The sequence below is a fragment of the Halosimplex marinum genome (assembly GCF_051414075.1).
GTDB classification, from domain to species: Archaea; Halobacteriota; Halobacteria; order Halobacteriales; family Haloarculaceae; genus Halosimplex; species Halosimplex marinum.
Window position 1 is genome coordinate 269,611 of the sequence record NZ_JBLKNY010000006.1, and the last position, 12,547, is coordinate 282,157.

The window sequence follows — 12,547 nt, forward strand, 5'->3', positions numbered from 1 at the left end:
GGTATTATTGGCTCTTTTGATGACGAGACGGGAGATACCCTCCCGGGAAATCGTCGACGAGCTCGTGGTCGATCGCTCTTTCGTATGCCTCTTCCAGGCTGAATCGAGAACGGAGACGGCTCATGATCTCCCCGACGCGAAGCCCCGCTGTGTTCAATTCCAGAACCGCGTGGCTATCTAGATGAGCCGCCGAAACGGTCATGTGTCCGAACGGTGCAGTCGGTCGCGGATGCAACTCCAGCCCCGCGTTCGTGACGGCGTCCTCGTCGATCGATCCACAGATGTGGGCAACCTTCATGATCGGATTCCTCTCTTTTACCAGTGATGGCGGTATGAGTCCGTCTTCGGAGAGCAACTCCGTGTCGTGGTAATGTTCGGCGACGACGATGGCATCGAACTGGTCCAACTGAGCCCGTGCCTCGTCTACTCCGACGTGATTCGCTCGCTCCGTCGGATCGAGGTCCTCGTCGAGAGTCAGTATCGCGTGATCGACATCGAGCGACGTGAAGAAATCGGAAATGCTCTCCCGGATACGTCCGCTCGCTAATATCAGGATGTTGTCCTTGTAAACGCCCAGACCCAGTTCAAACAGCAGTTTCGTGACGAGAAACCCGTTGTTCTCGTAGAGGAAGTATTCGTTCGTCCCGAGTACGAGCACGTTGTTCTCGCGCGCGTAATCCAGGTTGAGTTCGTCTTCTCGAAACTCCCACGTCTCCCACATCAGCGGGATCACGGCAGTGGGTTTCATCAGATCGATCGTTTCTTGGTCGATCGGACGGACGAATCCGGAATTCGTGACGATGTCGGCGCTTCCGATGTTGGACTCCTGTTTCCGTTCGACGACTTCGATGTTGTCGTCCAGACCGAAGTACTCCCGTACCTGGGCTAGTTCCGAGGTGAGCGCGTCGACGGTACCGTATTTGGAATCTTCCGTTATCGCGTACACCTGATCTGCACCAGCCAGCGACGCAATGACCGGCGTGAAGAGGTAATCATTACTGCCGAGTTCGGTGAAGACGGTTTGTCCACTTAGATCGAGGTCGAACTCCTCTATCGCGTCCGAGATGATCCGCTCCTTGCGGAGCAGTTCGTCCTCGGCGATCGAGTCGTCACCCATCAGTCTGTATGTCGGCGAACGTCTTCTTGGTGTAGTCCGATTCGAGCAGCCGAGTGAAAAAGTCCTCCGTACCGGTTTCGACGCGGTGCTCACGGAGCGCGTCCGGGTCGTGATAGTCCTCCTTGAGCTCCGAATAGTGGTCCATCGATTCCGTGTTGGCGAACACGTGTATCGGGTGGAAGTTGAAGATTTTCATCCCCTCGATCTCGAGGAACTCGCCGGGATCGAACGACACGTCGCCGTAGTTTGCGAAGTAGTTGTCGTCCTCCCAGAAGAACGGGACGGACAGTATCGAACCCTCCCCGAACCGCCAGGTGGGACGAAGCCCGGGATGGCTCGGGAGAAACACGTCGGAAGCGATGTCGAGCCCCTTCCGTTGGTAAATCTGCAGGTGCTCCGTCGACGTCTGGAGGCCGTGTGCTCGTACGTACTTCGCCGAGGGATAGTGTTCCAGAAGCTCGTCAACCGCCTCTTCGACGCCTTTCTTTTCATAGTTGGGGTGGATTCCGACCTCTACGAGGTCGTGGTCCCGAAGGGACTGAAGATACTCGCTCTGGTGGGTGACGAACATCGTCACCGGGACGCCGTATCGTTCGAGCGTTTCCACGACGTACCGACAGACTGCGTCCGGAGCCCAGTCGATGTCGAACGTGATGAAGATTGTATCTTGACCGATATCGAAATCGCTCATATCTCACCGATGACTTCCGCTGGGTTCCCAATTACCTTTTCGTACGGGCCCACGTCGTCGACGACGACGGCCCCGAGTCCGATGACGGCGAACTCCTCGATCGTGAGCCGTTCGAGCAGGGACGCGTTACTACCGACGTGTACGCCGTCTTCGACCGATAGCCGCCCTCCGACGCTGGCGTTGTTGGCCACGAAGACCATCTCGCCCAGCGTCGTGTCGTGTCCGACGAAGCTCTGAGCGTACAGCTGGGTGTGAGACCCGACCTCCACGTCGGGACCGACGACGGCACGGGGCATCACGGCGACCCCGTCCCCGAGTTCCGCCTCCTCCGAGACCGTCGCGTCGGGGTGGACGACGGTCGCGAACCGATCCTCGGGGATCTGGAGGTCTTTCAGCAGTTCGTAGCGTTCAGGCGCCTGTTTCACGGTCGAGATCGCGTATATGAACTCGTACTCCTCCGGGAGATCCCTCCAGTCTCCGTTCTGGATCCCGCCGAGGACGGGGTAGCCGTTGATCGGGCCGTCCTCGAAGTCGTTCAGAAATCCGACGAATTCCACGTCGGACCCCGCCCGTCGACAGTCCTCGATCGTCGACGCGATCACGGTCCCGTTCCCTCGGCCACCGATAACGACTATTTCACTCACGGTCCTCGATTTTACGCGCTCGATTTAATGTCTTGCGAGCCGCCTTTATTATCGGCGGTCCGATGAATTCCCCGTCGACGGTCGATACGGTGTCGTCCTCGAGTTCTCCCTCGGAGGCCGCGATGACTCGCCTCGCCTGCTCCACTTTCTCTTCGTCGGGTGAGAACACCTCGTTAGCTATCGGGATCTGACCGGGATGCAACAGGAGTTTCCCCTCGAACCCTAACTGGTCTGCGAGTTGGGCACTTGTACGAAACCCCTCGGTATCGTGGACGTCGATATAGACCGTATCGATCGGGATCAGTCCGGTCGCCCTCGCACTCATGGCGACGAGTGCCCGGGGGACCTGGAGGACCGTTTGCTCCGAGTCCCCCTGTAGATACGCGAGGAAATCCTCCGAGCCGAACGCGACCGCGACGTTTCGGTCGGTGGCCTCACAGATAGATCGAGCGTTGAGGACGCCGCTGGGGGATTCGATCAGGGGGATCGTATGGTGTCTGCTCGTTCGGAACTCGCTCTCCGCTTCGGATACCATCCGCACGAACGTACTGAGATTTTCGCGGGACTTCACTTCGGGATAGACGAACCCGTCCAGGTCGTCGTGGACCGCGGCTCTGATGTCCGCGGATATGTGATCCGTCGTTATGTCGTTCACTCTGCAGAAAACGGTCACGTCGTCGAAAACAGACCGCTCGAGACAGTTCTCGATGTTCGAGCGGGCGTCGGACTTCTTGTGAGCGGGTACGGCGTCCTCGAGGTCGAGGAGTATCGCGTCCGCCGGTAACTCGACCGCTCGCTGGATCATCTCGCTTTTGTGGCCCGGGACGAACAGGGGGCTCCGAAACAGGGGCTCGGTATCGTTCATTGCTCGGCCGTCCGCTTCGGGACGAGGATCGACCGACGCAGCGTCAGTACTTTCTCGTCGTCCTGATTGTACGCCCTCGTTTCGACCGTGACGATCCCCCGGTCCGGGTCCGACTCCGAAACTCGTTTCTCGAGGACTTCGGATTCCGCCCGGATCGTGTCTCCGATGAACACGGGGCCGTCGTGCGTGATGTCGTGGTACTCCAGGTTCGCGACCGCGCTCCCGCTGATGTCGCGAACGGACATCCCCACAACAGTGCTGATGACCAGCGGGCCGACGACGAGGACGCGACCGTGGTGCTGTTCGGCCGCGTACGTCTCGTCGATGTGCACGGGGTGGTGGTTCATCGTCAGAAGCGAGAAGAAGTGGTTCTCGAATTCGGTGATCGTCTTTCGGGGCCAGTGTCGATATGTCACTCCCTCCTTGAACTCCCCGTAGTACCTCCCGAACTCCTCCCGCGAATCGTGTTCCATGGGTCGAATAGCGCGATCCCTCTTCAAAAATGCTTCGAATATAATATACAATAATTATATAACTAAATATACAAATGTCGGCCCGGATCCCGAAGGGTCTCTATCCGGATCCGTGACCGTCTCGGTCAGGGATCTCCGGCCGGGATATCGGATAGCACGGCGTACCGGATGAGCTCCCAGCGACGGGTGTCCTCGTACGGGGGTCCCGTTGCCGCTATCGTGTCGATTTGATCCGATTTACAACCTCTGTCGCCAGCTTCACTGCCCGCACGCCGTCCTCGCCGGAGACCGCCGGCGTCCGCCGCTCCCGGACGGCATCGAGGAAGTGTTCGAGTTCGTTCTTCAGCGGTTCGCGGTTGCGGATGTAGGGGTTCTCGGTGATCCGCTCGGTCCGGTAGCCGCTCTGGTCGAGCAGCGTCGTCGTCTGTTCGGTGCCGCGGCGCTGGACGACGATGTCCTGTTCCTGGTAGTTGAGCTTGATGTACGCCTCCTCGGTCGTCACGTCGAGCGACCGGACCTTGCCGTTGGTGACGTGGCTGGCCGTCGTGGTCCCGACCACGCCGTTCTCGAACTCGAACTGCGCGACCGCGTGGTCGACCTTCTCGGACCGGGCGGTCGACCCGAGCGCGTCGATGTGCTCGACGGGCGCGTCGACCAGCGACTCGATGACGTCCAGGTCGTGGATCATCAGGTCGAAGATGACGCTCTCCTTCGAGAGGTGCTCGTTGAACGGCCCGAGGCGGTGGGCCTCGAACGCGATGACCCGCTGCTGGTCGAGCAGTTCCGCCAGCGTCTCGACCGCGGGGTTGAACCGCTCGATGTGGCCGACCTGGAGGACGGCGTCCTCCTCCTCGGCGACCGAGACGATGGCCTCGGCGTCGGCCACCGTCGTCGCCAGCGGCTTCTCGACGAGCACGTCCAGCCCGTTGCGGAGGCAGGTCTCCGCGACCGCGCAGTGGTGGTCGTTGGGGACCGAGACGGTCGCGGCCTCGGCCCGCTCGATAGCCTCGGGGTCGTCGAGTATTTCGACGTCGTACTCCTCGCGGATCTCGCGCGCTCGCTCGGGGTCAGGCTCGACCACTTCGGTGAGCCGCGCGCCCGGTAGCTCGTCGTAGACCCGGACGTGGTTCGAGCCCATGTTCCCGGCGCCGACGACCGCGACGGGGATCGGTTTCTGTGTCATAGTGCGGTGGCGACCTCCTCGGCGATCCGGTCGACGTCCGCGCCGGACACCTGCGGATGCACGGGCAGAGAGAGCGCGGTTTCGCTTAACTCCCTTGCGATCGGCCAGTCGCCGTCCCCGTCGTAGGCGGGCTGGTCGGGGATCGGTCGCGGGTAGTAGACGCCGTAGCCGATCCCGGCGGCGTCGAGGGCCTCCTGGAGGGTCGACCGGCGGTCGGTCCGGACCGTGTACTGGTGGAAGGAGTGGGTCCGTCCGTCCGGGACGGTCGGGACCGCGACACCGTCCACGTCCGCCAGGGCCGCCGACAGCCGGTCGGCGTTGGCCCGTCGCTGTTCGACCCAGCCGGGCAGCCGCTCCAGCTGGTCGCGGCCGATCGCCGCGTGGACGTTCGTCATCCGGTAGTTGTAGCCGACCTCGGCGTGTTCGTACGACCCCGTCCGCCCGTGGTCGACGAGGCGGCGCGCCCGCTCGGCGATCTCGGGGTCGTCGGTCGTGACGATGCCGCCCTCGGCGGTCGTCATGTTCTTCGTCGGGTAGAACGAGAAGGCGGCGGCGTCCCCGAGCGACCCGGCGCGGTCGCCGCCGTAGGTCGCGCCGTGGGCCTGCGCGGCGTCCTCGAGCAACAGCAGGTCGTGTTCGGCGGCGATCGAGCGGAAGGCCTCGACGTCGGCGGGCAGGCCGTAGAGGTGGACGGGCAACAGCGCCGTGACGTCGTCGCGCCGGGCCAGCACCTCCCGGACGGCCGCCGGGTCCAGGTTGAACGTCTCCCGGCGGACGTCGGCGAAGGCCACCTCGGCGCCGGCGTGGCGGACGGCGTTGGCGCTGGCGATGAACGAGAACGGGGTGGTGAGGACGACGTCGCCCTCGCCGACCCCGGCGGCCTCGAGCATCGCGTGTAACGCGGTCGTCCCGGAGGAGGTGGCGACGGCGTGGTCGGTGCCGACGTACGAGGCGAACTCCCGTTCGAAGGCCCGCACCTCCTCGCCGTCGGCGAGCATCCCGGAGTCGAGGACGTCGGCGACGGCCGACTTCGCCCGCTCGGAGACGACCGGGTTCGCGATGGGGATGTCGCTCATAGCCGGTTGTCCCCCCGGAGTTCCGGCGGTAGCTCCCGGTGGGTCGCCGGGACGCCGGCGGCGAGCGTCTCGGCCGGAACGTCGTCGGTCACGACGGCGCCGGCGGCGACGAACGCGCCCTCCCCCACGGTCACGCCGGGGAGGACCGTCGCGTTCGCACCCACCGAGACGCCGTCTTCGAGGGTCGGTCCGACGAGGTCGTGGTCCGTGCGGACGGGGTAGGGGTCGTTGAGCAGCGTCGCGCTGGGGCCCAGGAACACGTCGTCGCCGATGTCCGTCTCCCGTGGCACGTAGACCCCGGTCTGCATGCTGACGCGGTCGCCGACGCTCGTGGCCCCGTCGATGACGGTGTGGGTGCCGACCAGCACGTCCGAGCCGACGTCGGTCAGTTCCCGGACGACCGCGTGGTGGCCCGTGGCGAACGACTCGCCGGTGACCACGTCGTCGTACACGACCGTTCCCGACCTGACGATGCTGTCCGGCCCGATCCGGGGCGGTGACGACTCGTCGTCGTAGGAGACCCCGACCGTGGCGCCCGGTTCGACGGTCACGCCCCGCAAGTGGTCATCGCCGTCCATTGTCCGTAGGGGACCCTCTACGCGGAGTGGTATGGGCATTTCGCTCGCCCGACGGGAACGCGGCCGCCGGCGAGACCGATAGGCCTAAACCTGCGCTCACCGCTGTTCCGTGTATGCATATCGCCGTCTTCGGCGCCTCCGGGTTCGTCGGTCGGAACCTCCTCGACGAACTCGCCGACACGGACCACGAGGTGCTGGCGTGCGACGTCGAACCGCTCGACCACGACGCCGACAACGTCTCGTTCCGCGAGGTCGACATCACCGACGAGGACGCGGTCGAGGCGGCCGTCTCCGGGGTCGACGCGGTCGCCCACCTGGCGGCCCACCCGTTGCCCGCAAGCAACGAGAACCCGAAGCTCAACGCGGAGATCAACGTCGTCGGGACGCTCAATATCCTCGACGCGGCGCGCGAACACGACGTCGAGAAGGTGTTCTTCTCGTCGGCCTCCTCGCTCGTCGGCGAGGTCGAGACCGTCCCGGTGCCGGAGGACCACCCGGCGACGCCCCAGTCGCCGTACGGCGTCGCGAAACACGCCGTCGAGGAGTACCTCGAGGTGTACAACCAGCTGTACGACCTCGACTACCTCGTGTTCCGGTTTTTCAACGTGTACGGACCGTACCAGGCGCCCGAATCGGGCGCACTCGTCCCGGTCGTCCTGTCGCGGCTCGCCGAGGACAAGGGCGTGTTCGTCACCGGCGACGGCCAGCAGACGCGCGATTTCGTCTACGTCCGCGACATCACGGAGCTCATCGTCGAGGGCCTCGAGGGCGACGTGCGCAACGAGGTCGTCAACATGGGCCGCGGGACGGACACGGCGATCCTCGACGCGATCGAGCTGATGGCCGACGTGGTCGGGGTCGAGCCGGAGATCGACCGGAAGCCGGAGCGTCCCGACGAGATCGACGACTTCTACGCCGACACGAGCAAGTGCGAGCGACTCTTCGGACGGGCGCCCGACACCGACCTCCGCGACGGCCTCGAACGGACCCACGAGTGGCTGGCGTCCGACCGCGATAGCTGATGTGCGGGATCTGCGGCGCGGTCGGCGACGGCGACGCGTCCGTCCTCGCGGAGATGGCGGCGTGTCTCGCCCACCGCGGCCCCGACGACACCGGCACGCACGTCACCGACGACGTGATGCTCGCCAACCAGCGGCTGAGCATCATCGACATCGAGGGGGGCGACCAGCCGGTGTACAACGAGGACGGCGACGTCGTCGTCGTCTACAACGGCGAGATCTACAACTTCCGGTCGCTGCGGGCCGACCTGGAGGCGGCCGGCCACCGGTTCACGAGCGAGACCGACACCGAGGTGCTCGTCCACGGCTACGAGGAGTACGGCCTGGACGTGTTCTCGAAACTGAACGGGATGTTCGCCGTCGCGCTGTGGGACGCGACCGACGAGCGCCTGCTGTTGGCCCGCGACCGCGTCGGCGTCAAGCCGCTGTACTACGCCCGGACCGACGGCGGCGTCACCTTCGCGAGCGAGCCCAAGAGCATCCTCCGGAGCGGCCGGGTCCGGCCCGCCGTCGACGAGCGCGCGCTCCAGTATTTCCTCCAGTTGCGCTACTCGCCGTCGCACACGACCCTCTTCGAGGGGATCGAGACGCTGCTCCCCGGACAGATACTCGAGATCGGTCGCGACGGCGACGGCTGGACGGCGACCGAACACCAGTACTGGACGCCGACGGACGCGGGCGGCGACCCGCCGGCGGACCCCGTCGGCGCCGTCGAGGACGCGCTCCGCAACGCCGTCGAGCGGCAGTTGATGAGCGACGTTCCCGTCGGGTTCTACCTCTCGGGCGGGCTCGACACGAGCAGCGTCGTCGCCATGGCCGACGAGGTCAGCGACGACCCCATCCACACGTTCTGCATGGGCTTCGAGGACCAGGCGTGGGACGAGCGGGCCGACGCGCGGACCGTCGCGGACCACTTCGGGACGAACCACCACGAGATCACCGTCGAACGGGAGTTCATGCGGGACTTCCCGGAGATGATCTGGCACGCCGACGAGCCCAAGCGCAACCTCTATCCCTACTACGTGGCGCGGGAGATGAGCGACCACGTGAGCGTTGCGCTGGGCGGGCTCGGCGCCGACGAGCTGTTCGGCGGCTACGTCTACCGGTACTCGCGCCTGCGCGAACTGGACCAGCTGCGCTCGGGGATGCCGGGCACCGAGAACGCCGCGGTCGCGGACACCGCCGGGCAGGTCGCCGACTGGCAGCTCGCCTACGGCGACCTCGACGGCGACGACGTCCTCGAAGACGTCGGCGTCCTCCGGCACGTCGACGACCCGGCGCGGCTGTACGTGCTGCTGAACAGCACGGACGTCTTCGGCGACATCGAGGCGGTCGACCACCGGGTACTGGGCGACGCCTTCGGGGAGTTCGTCCCGGCCGACTGGGTCCGGGCGCGCCTCCCGGGAACCGACGACCTGTCGCTGACCGAGCGGGCGCTGTACTGGGACTTCGCCGTCAAGCTCCCAGACGACTTCCTCCTCGTCGAGGACCGGATGAGCATGGCCCACTCGCTGGAGTCGCGCGTCCCGTTTCTCGACAACGAGCTCGTCGACGTCGCGTTCTCGCTCCCGCAGTCCGAGAAGTTCGGGGCCGTCGACGACGACCGGGACGTTGGCAAGTCCGTCCTCCGGCGGGCGATGCGCGACCGGCTCCCCGACGCGGTCTTCGAGAAGGACAAGCAGGGGTTCACGATGCCGACCTACCCGTTCGCGCGCGACGAGATGCTCCCCCACGCCAGGCGGATCCTCGCGGACCCGCACGTCGTCCGCGAGGGGTACGTCCAGGCGTCGTATCTCGACGAGCTGCTCGGGGCCGAACCCCGGCGGGAGCTGACGCCCCACTACAAGATGCTCTGGAAGCTCGTCGCGCTGGAGATCTGGTACCAGATGTACATCGTCGACGGCGTCGGGGGACCGGAGCCGCTGGACAGCTACTACACCTGACCGGTCAGGACAGCGTCGTGCCGTCCCCGACACAGCGGTAGTCGAACGCCGCGACCGCCTCGGGGTCGAAGAAGTCGCGCCCGTCGACGAGCACCGGCGTCCGCATCCGCTCGCGCAGCGCCCCGAGGTCGATGTCGCGGTACTCCTCGTGGCCGGTCGCGAGCGCGACGGCGTCCCACTCCCCGTCGAGCGGGTCCTCGACCGGGGTCGCGCCGGCGCGCTCGACGGCCTCGGCCGTGAGCAGCGGGTCGTGGGCGGCGACCGAGACGCCACGCTCGTCGAGTTCGTCGACGAGGTCGAACGCGGGGGCGAACCGCGTCTCGCGGACGCCGGGCCGGTAGGTCAGCCCCAGGACGAGCACGCGGGCGTCGGTCGGGGCCACGTCGCGGGCGTCGAGCGCGTCGGTCACCAGTTCCGCCGTGTGGGCGGGCATCCCGTCGTTGACCGCCCGCGCGGTCTCCAGTAGCGGCGTCTCCGAGGCGCCGTCGATGACGAAGTGCGGGTAGACGGGGATGCAGTGGCCGCCGACGCCGACGCCGGGGTCGTGGATCTCGCAGAACGGCTGGGTGTTGGCCGCCTCGAAGACGGTCCCGGCGTCGAGGCCCCACTCCTCGCAGGCCTTCGCCAGTTCGTTGGCCAGCGCGATGTTGACGTCGCGGTAGATCCCCTCGGACACCTTGACCATCTCCGCGGCGGTCGCGCCGGGCAGCTCGACGACGCCCGGTTCGTTGAACGTCCGGTAGAAGTCCGCGGCGACGGCCGTCGCGTCGGCGCTCGTCGCGCCGACGATCTTCGGGTAGGACTCGGTGAGGTCCCGGAGGACCCGGCCCGAGGAGGTGCGCTCGGGGCAGTGGGCCAGGCCGAAGTCCTCGCCCGCGACCAGGTCGTCGGGCTCGACGGCGTCGGCGAACGCGCCGGCGGTCGTCCCGGGTGGGACCGTGCTCTCGAGCACGACCAAGTCGCCCGCGTCGACGCCCTCGCGGATCGCCTCGCCGGCCGCGAGGACGGGCCCGAGGTCTGGGTCGCCGTCCCCGTCGACGACCGTCGGGACGAGGACGATCATCACGTCCGCGCGGCGGGCGGCCGCGGCGCCGTCCGTCGTGGCGGTCAGCGCCCCGCCGCCGTGGTCCTCCAGCAGCGCCGGGAGCCCCGGTTCGGAGACGGGCGACCGCCCGTCGTTGACGGCGGCGACGACGTCCGAGTCGATGTCGACCCCGTGGACGGTGGCCCCGCTGTCGGCCAGGACCGCCGCCAGGGGGAGCCCCATCTTGCCGAGGCCGTACACGGCGACCTCCAGTCCGTCGAGGTCGGACTGCTCGTCGAGCGCCGCGAGCGTCGCGTTCATGCCGTCTCGGTCGGTCACCGAGACAGTAATCGGTTCCGGTTGGCCGGCCGCCGGATCAGCACAGCCAAGTGCGCCCGGGGTCCAGAAGGTCGTAATGTCCGAGCGGATCCCGCTAATCGACCCGGTCGTCGGCGAGGAGGAGCTTGCGAACGTCGAGTCGGTCCTCGACTCCGGATACATGACCCAGGGCCCCTACGCCGAGGAGTTCGAGGAGCGGTTCGCAGACCGCGCCGACGCCGACCACGCCATCACCGTCACGTCCTGCACCACCGGCATGGAACTGGCGCTGGAGGCCTACGGCGTCGGACGCGGCGACGAGGTCGTCGTCCCGGACTTCACGCACCCGGCGACCGGGAACGCGGTCGTCCACGTCGGCGCCGAGCCCGTCCTCGTCGACGTCGACCGGGAGACCTACAACGTCGACCTCGACGACCTGCGGGCGGCGATCACCGACGACACGGCCGCCTTGCTGCCGGTCTCGTGGGGCGGCCAGCCGCTCCCGACCGAGCCGGTCCGCGCGGTCGCGGACGAACACGACATTCCGGTGATCGAGGACGCCGCCTGCTCGTCCGGCGCGGCCTACGACGGCGACCCGGTCGGCTCGCAGTTCGACGTGAGCGTCTTCAGCTTCCACCCGCGGAAGGTGCTCACGACCGGCGAGGGCGGGATGATCACGACGGACGACGACGACCTCGCCCGCGAGATCCGGAGCATCAAGAACTTCGGGACCGACCAGCGCGAGGGCGAGATCGGGTTCGTCCGCGCGGACGCGACGAACCTCCGGTTCAGCGACATCCTCGCGGCGGTCGGGGTCGCCCAGATTCAGAAGCTCGACGACATCGTCGAGCGCCGCCGGGAGATCGCACATCGGTACACCGACCGCCTCGAAGCAGTCGACGGCGTCACGACGCCGCAGGAACCCCCGGAAGCGACGCACAACTTCCAGAGCTACTGCGTCTACGTCGAGGCCGGCGGCGAGGACGCCCGCGACGAGATCATCGACGCGCTCGCGGAGCGGGACATCGAGTCCCAGATCGGGACTTACGCGCTCCACGACACCGACGCGTTCGCGGACGCCGACGCCGTCGGCGACCTCGAGACGTCGTACGCGCTCCAGCAGAACCTGCTGACGCTGCCCGTGGCCCACACCATGACCGACGAGGACCAGGGGCGCGTCGTCGACGCGCTGGTCGAGGCCCTCGACGCCGTCAAGTAATCCACCGACTCGGTGACGGCCGTCACGGTGAGTACCGTAACGGTCCCCACGGCGAGTGCCAGGGCGGTCGCCGCGGCGGGTGTCCCGACGACGGGACCCGGCTAGACGGGGATCGCTTCCAGGACCCGCCGGGCGACGATGACGGCGAACACGAGCGCGCCGACGGCGATGGCGGCCCGCACGTACCGTCGTTGCCGGAGCCCCACGGCGATCGGCGCGGTCAGTTCGTACGCGACCAGGACGCCAGCGAACGACACGACGAAGTAGAGCTCCAGCGTGAGGCGGCCGAGCACCGACAGGGCCACCAGCCAGCAGAGACACCAGCCGGTGACCAGCGCGACGAGATACTCCCGTTGGCGCCCCATCACGTCACCGGTATCGGTCGGTGGGGTTAGTA

Annotated in this window: 13 protein-coding genes; 3 read left to right on the forward strand and 10 right to left on the reverse strand. The window is 66.7% G+C overall.

The features are described 5' to 3' along the window. Positions 1-4 precede the first annotated feature (4 nt). The 8 genes from ACMGFI_RS17760 to ACMGFI_RS17795 all read right to left on the reverse strand — a co-directional run bounded on the left by ACMGFI_RS17760 (position 5) and on the right by ACMGFI_RS17795 (position 6,627). Complete coding sequence (locus ACMGFI_RS17760) at positions 5-1,117, reverse strand: hypothetical protein (protein ID WP_436911306.1); 1,113 nt, start codon at positions 1,115-1,117, stop codon at positions 5-7. Further along, the gene (locus ACMGFI_RS17765; RefSeq protein ID WP_436911309.1) at positions 1,110-1,808 is read right to left on the reverse strand and encodes a polysaccharide deacetylase WbmS family protein; all 699 of its coding nucleotides are present in this window, start codon (positions 1,806-1,808) and stop codon (positions 1,110-1,112) included. The genes ACMGFI_RS17760 and ACMGFI_RS17765 overlap by 8 nt, the downstream gene beginning before the upstream one ends. Then, positions 1,805-2,452, reverse strand: coding sequence for a PglD-related sugar-binding protein (locus ACMGFI_RS17770; protein WP_436911311.1), 648 nt, complete (start codon positions 2,450-2,452; stop codon positions 1,805-1,807). The genes ACMGFI_RS17765 and ACMGFI_RS17770 overlap by 4 nt, the downstream gene beginning before the upstream one ends. Beyond that, positions 2,445-3,317 carry an HpcH/HpaI aldolase/citrate lyase family protein gene (locus tag ACMGFI_RS17775; RefSeq protein WP_436911313.1) on the reverse strand — a complete coding sequence of 291 codons (873 nt, stop codon included), beginning with the start codon at positions 3,315-3,317 and terminating at the stop codon, positions 2,445-2,447. Before ACMGFI_RS17775 ends, ACMGFI_RS17770 begins: the two co-directional genes overlap by 8 nt. Further along, on the reverse strand, positions 3,314-3,790 hold the full coding sequence (locus ACMGFI_RS17780; protein WP_436911315.1) for a MaoC family dehydratase: 477 nt from the start codon (positions 3,788-3,790) through the stop codon (positions 3,314-3,316). Before ACMGFI_RS17780 ends, ACMGFI_RS17775 begins: the two co-directional genes overlap by 4 nt. A gap of 214 nt (positions 3,791-4,004) precedes the next feature. After that, complete coding sequence (locus ACMGFI_RS17785) at positions 4,005-4,973, reverse strand: Gfo/Idh/MocA family oxidoreductase (protein WP_436911316.1); 969 nt, start codon at positions 4,971-4,973, stop codon at positions 4,005-4,007. Then, positions 4,970-6,049 carry a DegT/DnrJ/EryC1/StrS family aminotransferase gene (locus tag ACMGFI_RS17790; RefSeq protein WP_436911318.1) on the reverse strand — a complete coding sequence of 360 codons (1,080 nt, stop codon included), beginning with the start codon at positions 6,047-6,049 and terminating at the stop codon, positions 4,970-4,972. Before ACMGFI_RS17790 ends, ACMGFI_RS17785 begins: the two co-directional genes overlap by 4 nt. Next, positions 6,046-6,627 carry an acyltransferase gene (locus ACMGFI_RS17795; protein ID WP_436911319.1) on the reverse strand — a complete coding sequence of 194 codons (582 nt, stop codon included), beginning with the start codon at positions 6,625-6,627 and terminating at the stop codon, positions 6,046-6,048. The genes ACMGFI_RS17790 and ACMGFI_RS17795 overlap by 4 nt, the downstream gene beginning before the upstream one ends. 113 nt (positions 6,628-6,740) lie before the next feature. Here ACMGFI_RS17795 and ACMGFI_RS17800 point away from each other — a divergent pair, with 113 nt between their 5' ends. Together ACMGFI_RS17800 and asnB are read left to right on the forward strand one after the other, a co-directional pair. Next, complete coding sequence (locus ACMGFI_RS17800) at positions 6,741-7,649, forward strand: NAD-dependent epimerase/dehydratase family protein (RefSeq protein ID WP_436911320.1); 909 nt, start codon at positions 6,741-6,743, stop codon at positions 7,647-7,649. Continuing rightward, positions 7,649-9,589, forward strand: a complete 1,941-nt coding sequence (gene asnB, locus ACMGFI_RS17805) for an asparagine synthase (glutamine-hydrolyzing) (protein ID WP_436911322.1) — start codon at positions 7,649-7,651, stop codon at positions 9,587-9,589. The genes ACMGFI_RS17800 and asnB overlap by 1 nt, the downstream gene beginning before the upstream one ends. A gap of 4 nt (positions 9,590-9,593) precedes the next feature. Here the strand turns inward: asnB and ACMGFI_RS17810 are convergent, their stop codons facing one another. Continuing rightward, positions 9,594-10,934: a nucleotide sugar dehydrogenase gene (locus ACMGFI_RS17810; protein ID WP_436911324.1), complete on the reverse strand. Its 1,341-nt coding sequence runs from the start codon at positions 10,932-10,934 to the stop codon at positions 9,594-9,596. A gap of 94 nt (positions 10,935-11,028) precedes the next feature. Between ACMGFI_RS17810 and ACMGFI_RS17815 the strand changes: the two genes are divergently transcribed. Then, entirely contained in the window at positions 11,029-12,150 is a 1,122-nt protein-coding gene (locus tag ACMGFI_RS17815; RefSeq protein ID WP_436911325.1) for a DegT/DnrJ/EryC1/StrS family aminotransferase, read from the forward strand. Between the two features lie 101 nt (positions 12,151-12,251). Here the strand turns inward: ACMGFI_RS17815 and ACMGFI_RS17820 are convergent, their stop codons facing one another. Beyond that, on the reverse strand, positions 12,252-12,515 hold the full coding sequence (locus ACMGFI_RS17820; RefSeq protein WP_436911327.1) for a DUF8044 family membrane protein: 264 nt from the start codon (positions 12,513-12,515) through the stop codon (positions 12,252-12,254). Between the last annotated feature and the right edge of the window lie 32 nt (positions 12,516-12,547).

Excerpts from the sequence above, each read along its gene's own strand:
- ACMGFI_RS17760 (WP_436911306.1), bottom strand. The coding sequence starts at position 1,117 with ATGGGTGACGACTCGATCGCCGAGGACGAACTGCTCCGCAAGGAGCGG.
- ACMGFI_RS17765 (WP_436911309.1), bottom strand. The coding sequence starts at position 1,808 with ATGAGCGATTTCGATATCGGTCAAGATACAATCTTCATCACGTTCGAC.
- ACMGFI_RS17775 (WP_436911313.1), bottom strand. The coding sequence starts at position 3,317 with ATGAACGATACCGAGCCCCTGTTTCGGAGCCCCCTGTTCGTCCCGGGC.
- ACMGFI_RS17780 (WP_436911315.1), bottom strand. The coding sequence starts at position 3,790 with ATGGAACACGATTCGCGGGAGGAGTTCGGGAGGTACTACGGGGAGTTC.
- ACMGFI_RS17785 (WP_436911316.1), bottom strand. The coding sequence starts at position 4,973 with ATGACACAGAAACCGATCCCCGTCGCGGTCGTCGGCGCCGGGAACATG.
- ACMGFI_RS17790 (WP_436911318.1), bottom strand. The coding sequence starts at position 6,049 with ATGAGCGACATCCCCATCGCGAACCCGGTCGTCTCCGAGCGGGCGAAG.
- ACMGFI_RS17795 (WP_436911319.1), bottom strand. The coding sequence starts at position 6,627 with ATGGACGGCGATGACCACTTGCGGGGCGTGACCGTCGAACCGGGCGCC.
- ACMGFI_RS17800 (WP_436911320.1), top strand. The coding sequence starts at position 6,741 with ATGCATATCGCCGTCTTCGGCGCCTCCGGGTTCGTCGGTCGGAACCTC.
- asnB (WP_436911322.1), top strand. The coding sequence starts at position 7,649 with ATGTGCGGGATCTGCGGCGCGGTCGGCGACGGCGACGCGTCCGTCCTC.
- ACMGFI_RS17810 (WP_436911324.1), bottom strand. The coding sequence starts at position 10,934 with ATGAACGCGACGCTCGCGGCGCTCGACGAGCAGTCCGACCTCGACGGA.
- ACMGFI_RS17815 (WP_436911325.1), top strand. The coding sequence starts at position 11,029 with ATGTCCGAGCGGATCCCGCTAATCGACCCGGTCGTCGGCGAGGAGGAG.
- ACMGFI_RS17820 (WP_436911327.1), bottom strand. The coding sequence starts at position 12,515 with ATGGGGCGCCAACGGGAGTATCTCGTCGCGCTGGTCACCGGCTGGTGT.